Below are 15,440 nucleotides of genomic sequence, written 5' to 3'. Positions count from 1 at the left end.
ATCAGTCATGGCCATGATCGCGCAGGAACGGCAGCGCCTTGCGGAAGTAATCCCAGCCGGTGATCGCGGTCAGCACCGCGGCGATCCAGATCAGCGCCAGCCCGACATGAGTCGCGAGGTCGGCGAGGCTCAGCCCCATCGGGATATCGCCCTCGCCCGCGCGCGGCGCCCGCCCGGTCTCGACGAAATCGAGCCCGGTGCCGAGGAACAGGATCGCGATGGCCACCATCTGCGCCGTGGTCTTCCACTTCGCGAGCCTGGTCACCTTCAGCAGCTTGCGGTCGGCGCCGAGATATTCGCGCAGCCCCGAGACGAAGACCTCGCGGAACAGGATCACCGTCGCGGGCAGGATCAGCCAGGGGTTCATGCCGGAATAGCCGGTCAGCACCATGATCGCGATGACCACCATCGCCTTGTCGGCGATCGGGTCCAGCATGGCGCCGAATTTCGACTCCTGCCGCCACAGCCGGGCGAGGTAGCCGTCGAAATAGTCGGTGATCGCGGCGATGATGAACAGCGCCAGCGCCGCGAAATCGGCCCAGGGACGGCGGAAATACAGGAACATCACCGCGACGCCGGGGGCGGCGATGAGGCGAAGCACGGTCAGCGTATTCGGCAAGGTCCATTTCATGCGGGCAACCTACTCGTGGCCGTGGCGAAGGGGAAGGGGTCAGCGCTCGGGGTCGGCATAGTCATGCACCATGCCCTGCCAGTCGGTCACTTTCCACAGTCCTGGCCGCGCGCCGGGCGTGAAGTGATCGGCCGTGATCGGCACCTTGCCGTAGCCGCCGGGGATGTCGAGCACGTAATGCGGGATCGCCGCGCCCGAGAGCGGCCCGCGCAGCCCGCGGACCAGCGCCCGGCCCTCGTCGATGGTGGTGCGGAAATGCGAGGTGCCGCGCGCGAGGTCGCAGTGATGAAGATAATAGGGCTTCACCCGGTTGTCCTGCAGCGCGCGGAACAGATCGACGAGCGCCTCGTGGCTGTCGTTCACGCCGCGCAGCAGCACCGATTGCGACAGCATCGGCACGCCGGCGTCGACCAGCCGCGCGATGGCGGCGCGGGCTTCGGCGGTCAGCTCGGTCGCGTGATTGGTGTGCAGCACCACCCAGACCGGGATGCCGAGCCCGCTCAGCAGCGCGACGAGATCGGGCCCGATCCGACCCGGCGCCACCACCGGCACGCGGGTGTGGATGCGCAGCGTGGTGACATGGGCGATCGCGGCGAAGCGGGTCAGCGCCGACGACAGCCGCCGCGGCGAGAGCGTCAGCGGATCGCCCCCGGTCAGGATCACCTCGCGGATCGCCGGGGTGCGGGCCACGTAGTCGATGGCGCCCTGAAGCTCGGGCTCGGACAAGGGGCCGGTCTCGCCCACCGTCTCGCGGCGGAAGCAGAACCGGCAATAGACGTCACAGGTTTTGGTGATATGCACGATCACCCTGTCGGGATAGCGATGCGTCAGCCCCGGCACCGGCGAATGCGAGATGTCGCCGATCGGGTCGAGAAGCTCTTCGGGGCGGGTCACCAGCTCGGCGGCCGAGGGCACGAACTGCGCCGCGACCGGGTTCGGGGCGGTCTCACGTTTCGCCGCGCTCAGCGCGTCCTGCATCGCCGGGGTGATGCGGATGCGGAAATGCCGCGCGACCTCGGCCAGGGTGGCGGGGTCGGTGTCCGCCACCAGCCCGGCCGAGCGCAGCTCGGCGGGCGTCGTCAGGGCATGGGGGGCAGGCTGGACAGGACGTGCATCGGTCATGCGCCGTCATATCGGCGCGCCGGGCGGCCAAGTCAATGTGCGCAAGGCGCGTGCGAGGCCTTGCCGGGGGCGGGGCGCGTCGCGGCTGGCCGAAACCCCGCCCGCGCGGCATAGTCGCGACCGATTCGGCCCCGGGGATTGTCATGACGCGCCCTCATCTTGCCCTGCTCGACGGTTTGCGCGGCTATGCCGCCTTCGGGGTGCTGCTGTATCATCTGCGCCATTTCTGGGGCGACATGCTGCCGGTGGCGAACGGCTATCTCGCGGTCGATCTGTTCTTCATGATGAGCGGCGTGGTCATCGCGATGAACTATGGCGAGCGGCTGCGCGACGGCAGCCTGAGCCGGGTGGACTTCCTGCGCCGGCGCTTCCTGCGGCTTTATCCGGTCTACATGGTGGGCGGCGTGCTGGGGCTGGCGGTGCTGGCGGTGCTGACGCTGATCGGCGAGGACTGGAGCACGCCGGTCACGCTCGCCTCGGGGCTGCTCTGGCATCTGTTGATGCTGCCAGAGCCGCTGTTTCGCGGCGATGCCGGGCCGTTTCCGCTCGACCCGCCGGCATGGTCGCTGTTCTTCGAGATCTGGGGCAATGTCATCTATGCCATGATCGTGGTGCGGCTGAGCCCCCGCGGGGTGGCCCTGCTGACGGCGCTCGCGCTTGCGGGCTATGTCGCGGCCAGCCAGATCGCCGGCACGGTGGAGCTGGGCGTGGCCTATCCGACGCTGTTCGCCGGGCTGTTCCGGTTCTGGTTCGGCTTCGGCACCGGGCTGCTGATCTGGCGGATGCGCGAGAAGCTGCCCGACATGGGGCGGGCGGGCTGGCCCGTCGTCGTGCTGGCGATGCTGTTTCCGGGCCTGCCCGACAGCGACCTGTGGCGGTTTTTCTGGATCGTGCTGGTGCTGCCTCTGGGCGTCATCGCGGCGATGCGGCTGCCGGCGCCGGCGGATCTGTGCCGCGCGCTCGGCCAGATGTCCTATCCGCTTTATATCCTGCACTGGCCGCTGATGATGCTGGCGGTGAAGCTCGCGGTGCTGGTCGAGGGGCCGGGCGCCTGGACCGATCCGGTCGTCGGCGCGGCGGTGGTGGTGCTGACGCTCATCGTGACCGGCTGGGTGACGTTCCGGCTGGAGCCGCGGTTGCGCGCGGGCTTCGCGGCCCTGCTCAGCCCTTCTCGTTGAAGTAGTTCCAGATCGTTTCCGCCGTCGCCTGCGAGATCCCCGGAACCTCGGTCAGATCGGTGACCGAGGCACCGCGCACCGCCTTGGCCGAGCCGAAATGGCTCAGCAGCGCGCGCTTGCGCGTGGCGCCGATGCCCGGAATCTCGTCGAGCGGGTTTTGCAGCTGCGCCTTCGCCCGCTTCGCCCGATGCGCGCCATTCGCCCAACGGTGCGCCTCGTCGCGCAGCCGCTGGATGTAGTAAAGCACCGGGTCCTGACGCGGCAGCGCGAAGGGGCGGTGGCCGATGCGGTGGAACTCTTCCTTGCCCTGATCGCGGTCGATGCCCTTGGCGATGCCGACCATCGGGATATCGGTCACTCCCATGTCGGTCATGATCTGATGCACCGCCGAGACCTGCCCGGCGCCGCCGTCGATCAGCAGCAGGTCGGGCCAGGCGTCGGTCTGCCGGGCCGGGTCTTCCTTCTGCAACCGGGCGAAGCGGCGGGTCAGCACCTCTTTCATCATGCCGAAGTCGTCGCCGGGCGTCAGATCGTCGCCGCGGATGTTCCACTTGCGATACTGGCTTTTCATGAAGCCGTCGGGACCGGCGCAGATCATCCCGCCCACCGCGTTGGTGCCCTGGATATGGGCGTTGTCATAGACCTCGATCCGGCGCGGCGGGCCGGGCAGGTCGAAGGCCGCGGCGACCCCTTGCAGCAGTTTCGCGGTGGCGGCCGATTCCGACATCCGGCGGCCGAGGCTTTCGCGGGCGTTGCGCAGCGCGTTGTCGACCAGCTCGGCCTTCTCGCCGCGCTGCGGCACGGCGATCTCGACGCGGTGGCCGGCCTTGGCGCTCAATGCCTCTTCCATCAGATCGGCATCCTCGATCCGGTGGCTGAGCAGGATCAGTCTGGGCGGCTCCTTGCCGTCATAGAACTGGCCGAGGAAGGCCTCGATGATCTCGGGTTCCTCGGCGCCCGAGCCGGTCTTCGGGTAGAAGTCGTGGTTGCCCCAGCTTTGATGCGCGCGGATGAAGAACACCTGAACGCAGGCCTGACCGCCGTCCATATGCACCGCGATCACGTCGGCCTCCGACACGCCGCGGGGGTTGATGCCCTGCGACTGCTGCACCGTGGTCAGCGCCTGGATCCGGTCGCGCAGCGCCGCCGCGCGCTCGAACTCCATCGCGTCCGAGGCCTGCTGCATCTCTTCGGCCAGCTCTTTCTGGATCGCGGTGGTCTTGCCTTCGAGGAAGCGTTCCGCATCGTCGACGGTGCGGCGATAGTCGGCCTCGGAGATCTTGCCCACGCAGGGCGCCGAGCAGCGCTTGATCTGATATTGCAGGCACGGCCGGGTGCGCCCGGCGAACATCGTGTCCGAGCAGTTGCGCAGCTGGAACACCCGTTCGAGGTGATTGAGCGTGCGGTTCACCGCCGAGGCCGAGGCGAAGGGGCCGAAATAGGCGCCCTTCACGCTGCGCGCGCCGCGGTGCTTGCGGATCTCGGGGAACAGGCTGGACTTGTCGATGACGATATAGGGGAAGGACTTGTCGTCGCGCAAAAGCACGTTGTAGCGCGGTTTCAGCTGCTTGATGAGGTTCTGTTCCAGCAACAGCGCCTCGGTCTCGGTGCGCGTGGTCAGGAACATCATCGAGGTGGTCTCGCGGATCATCCGGTCAATCCGCGCGCTGTGGCCGTTGAGCCGGGTGTAATTCGTCACCCGCGCCTTCAGATTGCGCGCCTTGCCGACGTAAAGGACTTCCTGCCGCTCGTTCAGCATCCGGTAGACGCCGGGCGAAGTATCGAGCCGGCTGACGTAATCGGCGATCAGCGCATGGCCACGCAGCCGCGGCGCAGGCGCCGTGTCCTCCATCTGTTCCTCAGCCCCGTTCGCCCCCTGTTCCGGGGCGGCGGTTTCGGCCTTCGGGGCTGGATCTTCGGGGAAGCTTGGGTCCGTCATGGGAGAGACTCGATTCTGCCATCTGGCTGCAATCTTGCGCGCTTCGGTTCAAGGGCAAAGGCATCCACGGTTTCTGTGGACAACTTTGTGGGCAAACATTGGGGAAGCTGGAATTTCCTTTGAATCCCGCTGCCTTCGATCCTGCGCCCGTTTTTTAGGCGAAAATGCAGCACATTGATTTTGCACGGTTTTATTTTTGCGTGGTAGCAAGTGACTGAAAAAACGTATGGAATCCTGACGCTTTCGTGACGGTTTCCGCGCCCGTGCAAAACCCCGCGGGGGGCGACTCACTCGGGGCCGAGGACATCGGGTGTGCGCCAGCCCAGATGTTGCCCGCCGTCAACGCAAATCAACTGTCCTGTGACGGATTTCGCGTCGAGAAAGTAACCGAGCGCGGCGCAGATCTCGTCCGGGTCGGGGCCGCGTTCGAGGATCGTCGCGGCGCGCTGGCGGGCGAAGTGGTCCTCGCTCTGCCGGGCGCCGCGCATCGTCGGGCCGGGGCCGATGGCATTGACGCGGATGTCCGGGGCAAGGCCCTGCGCCGCGGTCTGCGTCAGCCACCACAACCCGGCCTTGGCGATGGAATAGGTGGTGAATTCGGGCGTCGGTTTCAGCACCCGCTGATCGACCATGTTGACGATCAGCGCCCGCGCCACCGGCTGGCCGTCCACGGTCCCGGCCTTCGGCGCCTGCCGGGCGAAGGCCTGGGTCAGCACGAAGGGCGCGCGCAGGTTCGAGCCGATGTGCCGGTCCCAGCTCTCGCGCGTCGCGGTGCGGAAATTGTCGTATTCGAAGATCGAGGCGCTGTTCACCAGCACGTCGAGCGGCCCGCCGAGCGCCTCGGCGGCGCGGCCGATCAGCGCCTGGGTCTCATCCTCGTCGAGCAGATCCGCCACCAGCACCTCGGCGCGTCGGCCGAGGGCGCGGATCTCGGCCGCGGTGGCCTCGGCCTCCCCGGCGGCGGTATTGCAATGCACCGCCACGTCATGGCCACGCCGCGCCAGATAGAGCGCCATCTCGCGGCCGAGGCGCCGCGCCGCGCCGGTCACCAGTGCCTTCGCCATTCCGCTCTCCTTTTGCGTTTCTCAGTGCTTGCCGCAGGGGCAGGGGCCGGGGCCGATCTTCGGGCGTCCGCAGGCCGGACAACGGCCGCGCGCGCTGCGCACCTTCGGCAGCAGCGCTTTCGCCACCATTGCCAGCAGCGCCATCGCGCCGAGGAACAGCAGCATGATCTTGATCAGCATCGCGCGCCCCTCACAGCCCGTAGCGCGACCACAGCGCGCGTTCCTCGACCGTCTGGGCAAGGCCCGAGGCCGCCTCCGCCCCGAGCTGCGCGCCGAACCGCGACAACAGCGAACGGCGCTGCACGAAGGGAACGATCTTCACCTTCTCGCCATAGAGCTCCTTCAGCTTCGGCACGGCATGGGCGATGCCGTCGATCAGCCCGGTGTCGAGCGCCTGCCGTCCGGTCCAGAATTCGCCGGTGAACAGGTCGTCGCGCTTCAGCCGCGCACCGCGCCGCGCCGTCACCCAGTCGGTGAAACTGACATGCATGTCGGCGAGCAGGATCTCCAGCCGGGCGACATCCTCGGGCTTTTCCGGGCGGAACGGGTCGAGGAAACTTTTCGACTGTCCGGCCGTGTGGACGCGCCGGGCGATGCCGTGGCGCTCGATGAAACCGTCGAGGCCGAAGCCTGCCGAGATCACCCCGATCGAGCCGACGATGGAGGTCGCATCGGTCCAGATGTCATCTGCCGCGCAGGCCAGCCAGTATCCGCCCGAGGCCGCCACATCCTCGACGAAGGCATGGACGGGGATATGGTTCTCGTCCGCCAGACGACGGATGCGCGCCGCGATCAGCGACGATTGCACCGGCGAGCCGCCGGGCGAATTGATCACCAGCGCCACCGCGTCGAAGGCGCCATTTTTGAACGCACGCTCGATCCGGGGGGCGAGGGCGGCATCCGACAGGGCGCGGGCGCCGGGGCGGGCCATGCCGATGGTGCCGTCGAGGCGCAACAGCGCGACGCGCGGCCTGCGGCGGCGAAACTTGGCGGGGAGGAGGCTGCAAAGATCCATCTCTCCGATTTAGGCAAGGCGGGGGCGCGCGGCAAGCGTCGCGCGGAACAGCGGGCGGATTTCCCGCCCGTCCCGATTTCACCATCCGGCGATCTCGACTTTCCCGCCGAACGGGGGCAGGGTCGGCCCCCTGTTCGAAGGCCCGTTTTCCGGAGGATGCCATGACCTTGCCCGAAGGCGCCACGCTGTTCACCCTGCCCGACGGGCGCGCGCAGCCCTTGGCCGAGGAAACCCCGGTCGCGCTGGTGTTCGACGGCGTGACCCAGGCGGTGATGATGGCGACCCCGGCCGATCTCGAAGATTTCCTCGTCGGCTTCGCGCTGACCGAAGGGGTGATCTCCGCCGCCGCGGAACTCGGTGACATCGAGGCGGTGACGCATCCGAAGGGGATCGAGGTGCGCGGATGGCTGAACCAGAGCGCGGGCGTCGGATTTCGCGAACGGCGTCGTGCGATGGCGGGTCCGGTCGGCTGCGGGCTGTGCGGCATCGACAGTCTGGAACAGGCGCTGCGCCCGCTCGACCGCGCGCTGCCGGCGAAAACCCGCGGCGAGGGGCTGAGCCTCGCCACCGCGACCCGCGCTCTCGACGCGCTGCGCCCGATGCAGCGTCTGAAAGAGGCCACCCGCGCTACCCATGCCGCGGGCTTCTGGTCGCTCACGGATGACCGCATCGTCGCGATCCGCGAGGATGTCGGGCGGCACAACGCGCTCGACAAGCTCATCGGCGCGCTCGCCCGCGCCGGGGTGGACCCGGCCTCGGGGGCGCTCGCGATGACCTCGCGGCTCTCGGTCGATCTGGTGCAGAAGGCGGTTATGGCGGGGGCGGGGACCATCGTCGCGCCATCCTCGCCGACCGCGCTCGCGGTGGCCGAGGCCGAGGCTGCCGGCCTCACCGTCTTCGCCCGCGCCGAAGGCGGCCTCGCCCGCTACACGGCCTGACGAAACACCCCGCCTCTCCCTTTCGATTCGCCGAAAATATCCCGGGGGAGCCCGAAGGGCGGGGGCAGAGCCCCCATCCGCCCTTGGGCCTCAGTCCATCCGGTCGTGCAGGTTGCGCCCGTTCACGGCGGCGATGGCCAGCAGCACGGTCAGCAGCGCCACCACCCCGCCCCAACCCCGGCTTTGCCAGAACAGCCCGGCCACGGTGCCCGCCACGCTCGCCCCGATGTAGAACGAGATCTGATACATCGAGGTCGCCTGCGCCCGCGCGACCTGAGCGCGCCGCCCGACATAGCCCGTCGCCGTCGAATGCGCCGCGAAGAAGCCGAAGGTGAACAGCAGCGCGCCGAGCGCCAGCACCCAGATCTGTGCCTCCAGCGTCAGCATCAGCCCCGCGACCATCAGCGCGATCGCCGCCACATGCACCGGCGCCGGGCCGAAACGGTCGCTCAGCCGGCCGGCGGCGACGGCGGCATAGGACGAAGGCAGGAACACCAAGGACACCAGTCCAACCACCATCTGGCTCATGTCGAAGGGATCCGACAGCAGCCGGAACCCGATGTAGTTGAAGAAGGCGACGAAGCAACCCATCAGCAGGAAGGCCGCCAGAAACGCCGGTGCCAGACCGGGCGTGCGCAGATGCAGCGCGTAATTGCGCAAGGTCGCATCCAGGCTGAACCGCGCCGGGCGGAAGTGATGCGAGGGCGGCAGCCACAGCCACAGCATCCCCGAGGCCACCAGCGACAGCACGCCCACCGCTGCCACCGGCCAGCGCCAGTCCATGTGATCGGCCGCCACGCCTACCGCGATCCGCGCGAGCATCCCGCCCACCGAATTCCCCGCCAGCACCAGCCCGACCGCTCGGCCAAGGCTGCGGGAGGCGATTTCCTCGGTCAGATAGGTCAGGTTGATCGCCGTGATGCCGCCCAGCACCAGCCCCATGAGCGCGCGCATCGCCAGCAGGCTGCTCCAGTCCGGCGCGAAGGCCAGCGCCACCATCAAAAGCCCCGTCGCCACCATCGAGAACAGCATCACCGGCTTGCGCCCCAGCGTGTCGGAGATCGGTCCCGAGAACACCAGCCCCACCGCCAGAGCCACTGTCGTCACCGTCAGCGCAAGGCTCGTCGAGGCCGGGCTGACGCCGAAATCGGTCGCGAAAACCGGCAGGATCGGCTGCACGCAATAGAGCGCCGAGAAGGCGCAGAACCCCGACAGGATCAGCGCCACGCAGACCTTCCAGAACCCCGGCTTGTCGAAGTCGATCATTTCATCGGCGGATTCGCTGGCGTGCATCGGAAAGTCTCTCGAACGGATTGTGCCCCGGTTTATGGCTCAAATCGGCCCGATTGAAGTGCGAAATGCCCGTCCGGGTGGGGATCGGTTGGGGAATAATGCCCGGCAAACGAGCATGAGGCGCGGGAATCTTGCGCCGAATGCGCATTTTGTCGCATCCTGTCTTGACGGATGCCGGGCTGCTGCGCAGGGTTGCCCGGAACTGAACCCTGAGGACGACCATGACCCTTGCGAATTCGCTTGCCGCTCTCGACGCGGCGCACCAGCTCCATCCGTTCACCGATGCCCGCGCGCTCGAGGAAAAGGGGCCGATCATCATCGAGAAGGGCGATGGCGTCCGCGTCTGGGATTCGACCGGCAAGGAATACCTCGAAGGCATGTCGGGCCTGTGGTCGGTCGCGCTCGGCTTCGGCGAGGAACGTCTGGTGAAGGCCGCGCACGAGCAGCTGCAGAAGCTGCCCTATTATCACACCTTCAGCGCGAAATCGCACGAGCCCTCGATCCGTCTGGCCGAGAAGATCGCCGAGATGGCCCCCGAAGGGCTGAACCACGTGTTCTTCACCAACTCCGGCTCCGAGGCGAACGATACCGTCGTCAAGCTGGTCTGGTATATGAACAACGCGCTCGGCCGGCCGCAGAAGAAGAAGTTCCTGGCCCGCAAGAACGCCTATCACGGCATCACCATGGCCTCGGGCAGCCTGACCGGCATCGAGGCGGATCACACCGATTTCGACCTGCCGATCCTGCCGGTGATCCATCTGACGACGCCGCATTTCTACCGTTTCGGCGCCGAGGGCGAAACCGAGGCGCAGTTCACCGCGCGCCTGCTGAAGGAGATCGAGGACACCATCGCGCGCGAGGGTGCCGACACCATCGCCGCCTTCATCGGCGAGCCGGTGATGGGCGCCGGCGGCGTTCTGGTGCCGCCCGCAGGCTACTGGCCGGGCGTGGCCGAGATCTGCCGCAAGAACGACATCCTGCTGATCGCCGACGAGGTCATCAACGGGTTCGGTCGTCTCGGCACCACCTTCGGCTGCCAGCGCATGGGCTTCACGCCGGACATCATGTCGGTGTCGAAGCAGCTGACCTCGAGCTACATGCCGCTCGCCGCGGTGGTGTTCAGCGATGCGGTTTATAATGCGGTCGCCGACAACAGCCACCGTCTGGGCGGTTTCGCGCATGGTTTCACCGCCTCGGGCCATCCGGTCGCGACGGCGGTCGGCCTCGAGAACCTGAAGATCATCGAGGAACGCGGGCTCGTCGCCCATGCCGCCGAGCTGGAGCCGATGTTCCAGAAGGGGCTGCGCGACATGCTGGAGTTCCCGATCGTCGGCGAGGCGCGTGGCGTCGGCCTGATCGGCGCGATCGACCTGGTGGCCGACAAGGCGACGAAGCGCAAGTTCTCGAAGCCCGGTCAGGTCGGCCAGATCGCCAACGGCTTCGCCCATGAGGAAGGCCTGATCCTGCGCGCCATCGGCGACACGCTGGCACTGTGCCCGCCGATGATCTCGACCGAGGCCGAGGTCGCCGAGATGCTGCGCCGGATGCGCGTCGCGGTCGAGCGCACCGTCAAGGCCGTGGCCGAGCAGGGAATCGCCTGAACCGGCCTCAGCGCGCGGCGCGGGCGCTGAGCCAGTCGCGCGCCAAAGCCACCGTGCCCGCCCCGTATCGCGGGGCGAGCATCCGCGCCGTCGGCGTTTCCGCATGGCTTGCAAGCCATGCGGTCAGCTGCATCCGGCGCAGCATCACGAACATCGGCAGCCGGGCGGCCCCGGCCTCGGACAGCGGCGCGACAGAGCGATAGCCCTCGATCCAGGCGCGCATCAGTTCGGGCAGGCGCGGGTCGTCCTCGATGAAGCTGACCGAGGCGGCGAAGTCGTAGCCGAACCAGCACAGACCGCAATCGTCGAAGTCGATCACCCAGAGCCTGCCGTCCTGCCCCTCGATCAGATTGGCGGCGCGCATGTCGCCGTGGATCAGTCCGAAGCGGTCGGGCGCGGTGCCGAAGGCATCGGTGTCATGGCGCAGTTGCCCGGCGGCGCGTTCCAGCAGGGCGCGGTCGGCCTGGCTCAGCCCCGGGGCGGCGCGCCAGTCGCCCCAGCGAGCGGCGGGGCCGATGATCGTGTCCCAGGTCCAGCTTTTGCGACGAAAGCCGGGCGGGCGGCGGAAGCTGCGCGACTGCGCATGCATCCGCGCGGCGAGCGCGCCGAGCGTGCGAAAGCGGTCGGGGGCGGGGCGGCTGTCGTCGGGCGCGGTGCCTGCAACGTGCTCGAAACAGGTGACGAGGCGGGGCTCTCCGCCGTCGTCGAAGCAATGGACCGGGGCGCCGTTCCGGCACGGCACCGGGGCGGGCGTGTCGATGGTGTGCGCGGCACGCAGGGCGCCGATCCAGTCGAGTTCGCTGCGGACCTCGGCCGCGTCATGATAGCCCGGGCGCCCGACGCGCAGCACGAAGCGCCGCCCGTCCGGCTGGGTCGCCACGAAGGTGGCGTTTTCCGAGACCGTCAGCAGCGTCAGCGCGGTGTCGGGGTCGAACCCCCAGGCCGGCAGGGCGCGTCTCAGACCCGCGTGGAGCCGGGCGGTGAAAGCGTCGTCATAGAGCATCGGATCCCGTGAGGCGGTTACAGCGGAGCCAGACAAAGCGCGTTTCGCGCGGCGGAGCAACCGCAAGGACGCGAGAGGGGGGATTCGGCCCGCGCCGCGGCGGGGATGTGACGAAAGCGGGCGAGAAAACCGGCTGTCATGTGGGGTATTTTAATACCTATTTTGCAATACATTGAAAAGTATTATGAAAATCATGGTTTGTGCACTTGATTTTCATCGGTGGATCGCGGAAAAGCCAGCAATCCGAATTCCACAACCCTTCAAAGGGCGATCGACAATGAAAACCTATACCGCGAAACCTGCGGAGATCGAAAAGAAGTGGATCCTGATCGACGCTGAAGGCGTCGTTCTGGGCCGTCTCGCTTCGATCGTTGCCATGCGTCTGCGTGGCAAGCACAAACCCACCTTCACGCCGCACATGGACATGGGCGACAACGTGATCATCATCAACGCCGGCAAGGTGCAGATGACGGGCACGAAGCGTGAAGACAAGCGCTACTACTGGCACACCGGCCACCCGGGCGGGATCAAGTTCCGCACCGCGCGTCAGGTGCTCGAGGGCGAACACCCCGAGCGCGTCGTGATCAAGGCCGTCGAGCGCATGATCTCGCGCAACCGTCTGGGCCGCGCCCAGATGTCGAATCTGCGCGTCTATGCCGGCACCGAGCATCCGCACGAAGCGCAGCAGCCCGAAGTTCTCGACGTCAAGTCGCTGAACAAAAAGAACACCCGGAGCTAATCATGGCCGAAGAACTCAAATCCCTCGACGATCTGAAGTCGGCCGTCGCTGGCACCCCGGCCGCTGTGGTCGAAGATGCCGCCCCGCGTGAGCCGGTGCGTGACGCCCAGGGTCGCGCCTATGCGACCGGCAAGCGCAAGGACGCCGTGGCCCGCGTGTGGGTCAAGGCCGGTTCGGGCAAGATCACCGTCAACGGCAAGGACATGACCGCTTACTTCGCGCGTCCGGTTCTGCAGCTGATCGTGAACCAGCCGTTCTCGGTCGCCGGTGTCGAAGGCCAGTACGACGTTTACGCCACCGTTGCCGGTGGCGGTCTGTCGGGCCAGGCCGGTGCGGTGAAGCACGGCATCTCGAAGGCTCTGCAGCTGCACGAGCCGGCGCTGCGCGCCGCTCTGAAGGCCGCTGGCTTCCTGACCCGCGACTCGCGCGTCGTCGAGCGCAAGAAGTACGGTAAGCGCAAGGCTCGCCGTTCGTTCCAGTTCTCGAAGCGCTGATCTTCAGACTATCGCTTTACGGACGCGGCCCTTCGGGGCCGCGTTTTCTTTTGCGCTGTCACCTGTTGCCGGTGGGGGCGCGAGGTCACTCGGCTTCGGTCATCGGCGCGGCATTCAGCAGCGCGTAACCTGCCGCGCCCAGCCGGTCGTACAGCCCGAGCTGGGTTTCGAGGAAGTCGATGTGGCCTTCCTCATCTGCCAGAAGCTCGTCGAACAACGCTTTCGAGACGTAATCGCGCACGCTGGCGCAGTATTCGCGCGCCTCGGCATAAAGGGCACGGGCGTCCTGCTCGGCCGCGAGGTCGCATTCCAGCGTCTCGCGCGGGCCTTCGCCGATGCGCAGCGGATCGAGGCGTTGCAGGTTCGGGTGGCCTTCGAGGAACAGGATCCGCGCGATCAGCTTGTCGGCGTGGCCCATCTCCTCGATGGATTCCTTGCGCGACTTCTGCGCCATCTTCATCAGGCCCCAGTCTTCCTGCATCCGGAAGTGGCACCAGTATTGCGAGATCGCCGTCAGCTCGGACCGCAGCGCGGCGTTGAGATATTCAATGACCTTGGCGTCGCCTTTCATGGGATGTTTCCTCCTCCCTCATGCGCGGGCGAAGCCCACGCAGCTCCATCGGAACTTCCAGATTAGCATTGGATCGCATCGTGGAAAGAAAAAGTGGCATACAGCCGCCGCAATCGGCGCGCTTTCCAAGGGCGTGGTAAACCTTGCCCGGCGTGATGATCGCATGCGGGTCTGCGCTGCGCATCCAGTCGATCGCGGCATGGATGTCGCGGTCGGTGATGTGCTGGCAGTGACAGACGATCATCGGCGCCTCCCGCGTTTCCTGAAACATGACTGAAATAGTCGGAAAGGTCAACCCGGAGGCAATCGGTCGCAGATCGCGGCTTCGCGATGGCTCGGGCGTTTTCTTGCGGCCCGGTTTGCGCTAGGGATCGGGAAAACAACCGCAGGGGCCGATATGTCCGTTTCGATGCTGTCCACCTTCATCAAGCCGATGCACCGCGAGGGGCGAAAGTTCGTCGCCATCTTCGCGGCGATCACGGTCGTGCTGTTCCTGATCTGGCATGTGCTGGGATGGATCGGCCTCGGTCTGACAATCTGGTGCTATTACTTCTTCCGCGATCCGGTCCGGGTGACGCCGGTGCGCGAGGGGCTGATGGTTTCTCCGGCCGATGGCATCGTGTCGCTGCTCGAACCCGCCGTGCCGCCGGTGGAACTCGGTCTCGGCGATCAGCCGATGATGCGGATCTCGGTGTTCATGTCGGTGTTCAACTGCCACGTGAACCGTCTGCCGCTGGCGGGCCGGATCCTGACCGTCGCCTATCGGCCGGGCAAGTTCTTCAACGCCTCGCTCGACAAGGCGTCCTCGGATAACGAGCGCAACGGCCTCGCGGTCGAGACGGCGGATGGCAAGCGCTATGGCGTCGTGCAGATCGCCGGCCTCGTGGCGCGCCGTATCCTGTGCGAGGTGAAGCCGGGGCAGGAGCTGATGACGGGCGAGCATTTCGGCCTGATCCGGTTCGGATCGCGCCTCGACATCTATCTGCCGCCGGGCGTGCAGCCTCTGGTGGTGATCGGTCAGACGATGATCGCCGGCGAGACGGTGCTGGCGGATCTGACCTCGGACGAGCCCGCGCGCGCGGGTGGGGTGCGCTGAGATGGACGAGCCGGAACGCGGGCCGATGCCTTTTCTGCTGCTGTTGCCCAATCTGGTGACGCTGGCGGGGATGTGTCTTGGCATGACCTCGATGCGCTACACGATGATCGGCAGCTACGAGACGGCGGCGATGTTGCTGGTCCTCTCGGCGCTGATCGACGGGATGGACGGGCTGATCGCGCGCCGGCTGCGGGCCACGTCGGAATTCGGCGCCGAGCTGGACAGCCTGTCGGATTTCATCTGCTTCGGCGTGGCGCCGGGGCTGCTGGTCTATCAGTTCGCCCTGGGTGAGGGCAACGCGCTCGGCTGGATCTTCGTTCTGGTCTATGCGGCGGGCTGCTGCATGAGGCTGGCGCGGTTCAACGTGATGCGGGGCGAGGATGGGGCGGGCAAGACCCATTTCACCGGCGTGCCGGCGCCTGCGGGCGCGATGCTGGCCGTCCTGCCGGTCTACCTGCATCTTGCAGGATTGCTCGACGTGCGTGCGGCTCCGATGCTGGTGGCGCTGTGGCTGGCGTTGGTGGGCGTTCTGATGATTTCCCGCCTGCCGACCTTCTCGCCCAAGGCGATGCGTGTGCCCCGCTGGGGTGTGGGGGCGATGCTGATCGGGACGGCGATCGGGGTGGGGCTGATCTTCACCCGGATCTGGCTGTTCCTCGCGCTGGCCGATGTTGTCTACTTCGTCGCCCTGATTCCGGGAATCATCCGGATGCGATTCCGAATCCTGGGGTGAGTTTCCGGGAATCGGGTTGTGGA

17 protein-coding genes are annotated in these 15,440 nt (G+C 67.0%); 7 read left to right on the top strand and 10 right to left on the bottom strand.

The window, feature by feature from the left end; genetic code table 11:
• Position 1: 1 nt before the first annotated feature.
• Positions 2–631, bottom strand: coding sequence for a CDP-diacylglycerol--glycerol-3-phosphate 3-phosphatidyltransferase (pgsA, locus tag CG50_RS13315; protein ID WP_036639332.1), 630 nt, complete (start codon positions 629–631; stop codon positions 2–4).
• Positions 632–670: 39 nt separating this feature from the next.
• Positions 671–1,753 carry a lysine-2,3-aminomutase-like protein gene (locus CG50_RS13310; RefSeq protein ID WP_051910000.1) on the bottom strand — a complete coding sequence of 361 codons (1,083 nt, stop codon included), beginning with the start codon at positions 1,751–1,753 and terminating at the stop codon, positions 671–673.
• A 143-nt stretch (positions 1,754–1,896) separates the two neighbouring features.
• Between CG50_RS13310 and CG50_RS16300 the strand changes: the two genes are divergently transcribed.
• Entirely contained in the window at positions 1,897–2,931 is a 1,035-nt protein-coding gene (locus CG50_RS16300) for an acyltransferase family protein (protein WP_051909999.1), read from the top strand.
• Here the strand turns inward: CG50_RS16300 and uvrC are convergent.
• From uvrC to CG50_RS13285, 4 genes are all read right to left on the bottom strand, one after another.
• The gene (uvrC, locus tag CG50_RS13300) at positions 2,915–4,783 is read right to left on the bottom strand and encodes an excinuclease ABC subunit UvrC (protein WP_036639396.1); all 1,869 of its coding nucleotides are present in this window, start codon (positions 4,781–4,783) and stop codon (positions 2,915–2,917) included. The two genes, CG50_RS16300 and uvrC, sit on opposite strands and share 17 nt — an antisense overlap.
• A gap of 374 nt (positions 4,784–5,157) precedes the next feature.
• Positions 5,158–5,934, bottom strand: a complete 777-nt coding sequence (locus CG50_RS13295; RefSeq protein ID WP_036639330.1) for an SDR family oxidoreductase — start codon at positions 5,932–5,934, stop codon at positions 5,158–5,160.
• 21 nt (positions 5,935–5,955) lie between these two features.
• Positions 5,956–6,114, bottom strand: a complete 159-nt coding sequence (locus tag CG50_RS17250; protein ID WP_036639328.1) for a hypothetical protein — start codon at positions 6,112–6,114, stop codon at positions 5,956–5,958.
• Positions 6,115–6,124: 10 nt separating this feature from the next.
• Positions 6,125–6,949 carry a S49 family peptidase gene (locus CG50_RS13285; RefSeq protein ID WP_036639326.1) on the bottom strand — a complete coding sequence of 275 codons (825 nt, stop codon included), beginning with the start codon at positions 6,947–6,949 and terminating at the stop codon, positions 6,125–6,127.
• A gap of 161 nt (positions 6,950–7,110) precedes the next feature.
• On the opposite strand from CG50_RS13285, the gene fdhD reads away from it, so the two are divergent.
• Positions 7,111–7,887 (top strand): formate dehydrogenase accessory sulfurtransferase FdhD, encoded by a 777-nt coding sequence (fdhD, locus tag CG50_RS13280; protein ID WP_036639325.1) that lies wholly within the window; start codon positions 7,111–7,113, stop codon positions 7,885–7,887.
• Positions 7,888–7,977: 90 nt separating this feature from the next.
• Here the strand turns inward: fdhD and CG50_RS13275 are convergent, their stop codons facing one another.
• Positions 7,978–9,180: an MFS transporter gene (locus tag CG50_RS13275; protein WP_051909998.1), complete on the bottom strand. Its 1,203-nt coding sequence runs from the start codon at positions 9,178–9,180 to the stop codon at positions 7,978–7,980.
• Positions 9,181–9,401: 221 nt separating this feature from the next.
• Between CG50_RS13275 and CG50_RS13270 the strand changes: the two genes are divergently transcribed.
• Positions 9,402–10,781: an aspartate aminotransferase family protein gene (locus CG50_RS13270; RefSeq protein ID WP_036639320.1), complete on the top strand. Its 1,380-nt coding sequence runs from the start codon at positions 9,402–9,404 to the stop codon at positions 10,779–10,781.
• 7 nt (positions 10,782–10,788) lie between these two features.
• Here the strand turns inward: CG50_RS13270 and CG50_RS13265 are convergent, their stop codons facing one another.
• Positions 10,789–11,784: a phosphotransferase enzyme family protein gene (locus CG50_RS13265; RefSeq protein ID WP_036639318.1), complete on the bottom strand. Its 996-nt coding sequence runs from the start codon at positions 11,782–11,784 to the stop codon at positions 10,789–10,791.
• 277 nt (positions 11,785–12,061) lie between these two features.
• Between CG50_RS13265 and rplM the strand changes: the two genes are divergently transcribed.
• Positions 12,062–12,523 carry a 50S ribosomal protein L13 gene (rplM, locus tag CG50_RS13260; protein ID WP_036639316.1) on the top strand — a complete coding sequence of 154 codons (462 nt, stop codon included), beginning with the start codon at positions 12,062–12,064 and terminating at the stop codon, positions 12,521–12,523.
• A 2-nt stretch (positions 12,524–12,525) separates the two neighbouring features.
• Positions 12,526–13,017 (top strand): 30S ribosomal protein S9, encoded by a 492-nt coding sequence (gene rpsI, locus CG50_RS13255; protein ID WP_036639313.1) that lies wholly within the window; start codon positions 12,526–12,528, stop codon positions 13,015–13,017.
• Between the two features lie 85 nt (positions 13,018–13,102).
• Here rpsI and bfr read toward each other — a convergent pair whose 3' ends face one another.
• Together bfr and CG50_RS16635 are read right to left on the bottom strand one after the other, a co-directional pair.
• Positions 13,103–13,588: a bacterioferritin gene (bfr, locus tag CG50_RS13250; RefSeq protein ID WP_036639312.1), complete on the bottom strand. Its 486-nt coding sequence runs from the start codon at positions 13,586–13,588 to the stop codon at positions 13,103–13,105.
• The gene (locus tag CG50_RS16635; protein WP_081880442.1) at positions 13,563–13,832 is read right to left on the bottom strand and encodes a (2Fe-2S)-binding protein; all 270 of its coding nucleotides are present in this window, start codon (positions 13,830–13,832) and stop codon (positions 13,563–13,565) included. Before CG50_RS16635 ends, bfr begins: the two co-directional genes overlap by 26 nt.
• A gap of 153 nt (positions 13,833–13,985) precedes the next feature.
• Between CG50_RS16635 and CG50_RS13245 the strand changes: the two genes are divergently transcribed.
• Positions 13,986–14,684, top strand: a complete 699-nt coding sequence (locus CG50_RS13245; RefSeq protein ID WP_036639310.1) for a phosphatidylserine decarboxylase — start codon at positions 13,986–13,988, stop codon at positions 14,682–14,684.
• 25 nt (positions 14,685–14,709) lie between these two features.
• Positions 14,710–15,417, top strand: a complete 708-nt coding sequence (pssA, locus tag CG50_RS13240; protein WP_245615732.1) for a CDP-diacylglycerol--serine O-phosphatidyltransferase — start codon at positions 14,710–14,712, stop codon at positions 15,415–15,417.
• Positions 15,418–15,440: the final 23 nt, after the last annotated feature.

Source organism: Paenirhodobacter enshiensis, from assembly GCF_000740785.1.
Taxonomy (GTDB): domain Bacteria; phylum Pseudomonadota; class Alphaproteobacteria; order Rhodobacterales; family Rhodobacteraceae; genus Rhodobacter; species Rhodobacter enshiensis.
This window is presented reverse-complemented; position numbering and strand designations above follow the sequence as displayed.

What these genes read in the sequence shown, in the direction of transcription:
- pgsA (WP_036639332.1), bottom strand. Translation starts at nt 631, where the DNA reads ATGAAATGGACCTTGCCGAATACGCTGACCGTGCTTCGCCTCATCGCC.
- CG50_RS13310 (WP_051910000.1), bottom strand. Translation starts at nt 1,753, where the DNA reads ATGACCGATGCACGTCCTGTCCAGCCTGCCCCCCATGCCCTGACGACG.
- CG50_RS16300 (WP_051909999.1), top strand. Translation starts at nt 1,897, where the DNA reads ATGACGCGCCCTCATCTTGCCCTGCTCGACGGTTTGCGCGGCTATGCC.
- uvrC (WP_036639396.1), bottom strand. Translation starts at nt 4,783, where the DNA reads ATGGAGGACACGGCGCCTGCGCCGCGGCTGCGTGGCCATGCGCTGATC.
- CG50_RS13295 (WP_036639330.1), bottom strand. Translation starts at nt 5,934, where the DNA reads ATGGCGAAGGCACTGGTGACCGGCGCGGCGCGGCGCCTCGGCCGCGAG.
- CG50_RS17250 (WP_036639328.1), bottom strand. Translation starts at nt 6,114, where the DNA reads ATGCTGATCAAGATCATGCTGCTGTTCCTCGGCGCGATGGCGCTGCTG.
- CG50_RS13285 (WP_036639326.1), bottom strand. Translation starts at nt 6,949, where the DNA reads ATGGATCTTTGCAGCCTCCTCCCCGCCAAGTTTCGCCGCCGCAGGCCG.
- fdhD (WP_036639325.1), top strand. Translation starts at nt 7,111, where the DNA reads ATGACCTTGCCCGAAGGCGCCACGCTGTTCACCCTGCCCGACGGGCGC.
- CG50_RS13275 (WP_051909998.1), bottom strand. Translation starts at nt 9,180, where the DNA reads ATGCACGCCAGCGAATCCGCCGATGAAATGATCGACTTCGACAAGCCG.
- CG50_RS13270 (WP_036639320.1), top strand. Translation starts at nt 9,402, where the DNA reads ATGACCCTTGCGAATTCGCTTGCCGCTCTCGACGCGGCGCACCAGCTC.
- CG50_RS13265 (WP_036639318.1), bottom strand. Translation starts at nt 11,784, where the DNA reads ATGCTCTATGACGACGCTTTCACCGCCCGGCTCCACGCGGGTCTGAGA.
- rplM (WP_036639316.1), top strand. Translation starts at nt 12,062, where the DNA reads ATGAAAACCTATACCGCGAAACCTGCGGAGATCGAAAAGAAGTGGATC.
- rpsI (WP_036639313.1), top strand. Translation starts at nt 12,526, where the DNA reads ATGGCCGAAGAACTCAAATCCCTCGACGATCTGAAGTCGGCCGTCGCT.
- bfr (WP_036639312.1), bottom strand. Translation starts at nt 13,588, where the DNA reads ATGAAAGGCGACGCCAAGGTCATTGAATATCTCAACGCCGCGCTGCGG.
- CG50_RS16635 (WP_081880442.1), bottom strand. Translation starts at nt 13,832, where the DNA reads ATGATCGTCTGTCACTGCCAGCACATCACCGACCGCGACATCCATGCC.
- CG50_RS13245 (WP_036639310.1), top strand. Translation starts at nt 13,986, where the DNA reads ATGTCCGTTTCGATGCTGTCCACCTTCATCAAGCCGATGCACCGCGAG.
- pssA (WP_245615732.1), top strand. Translation starts at nt 14,710, where the DNA reads ATGCCTTTTCTGCTGCTGTTGCCCAATCTGGTGACGCTGGCGGGGATG.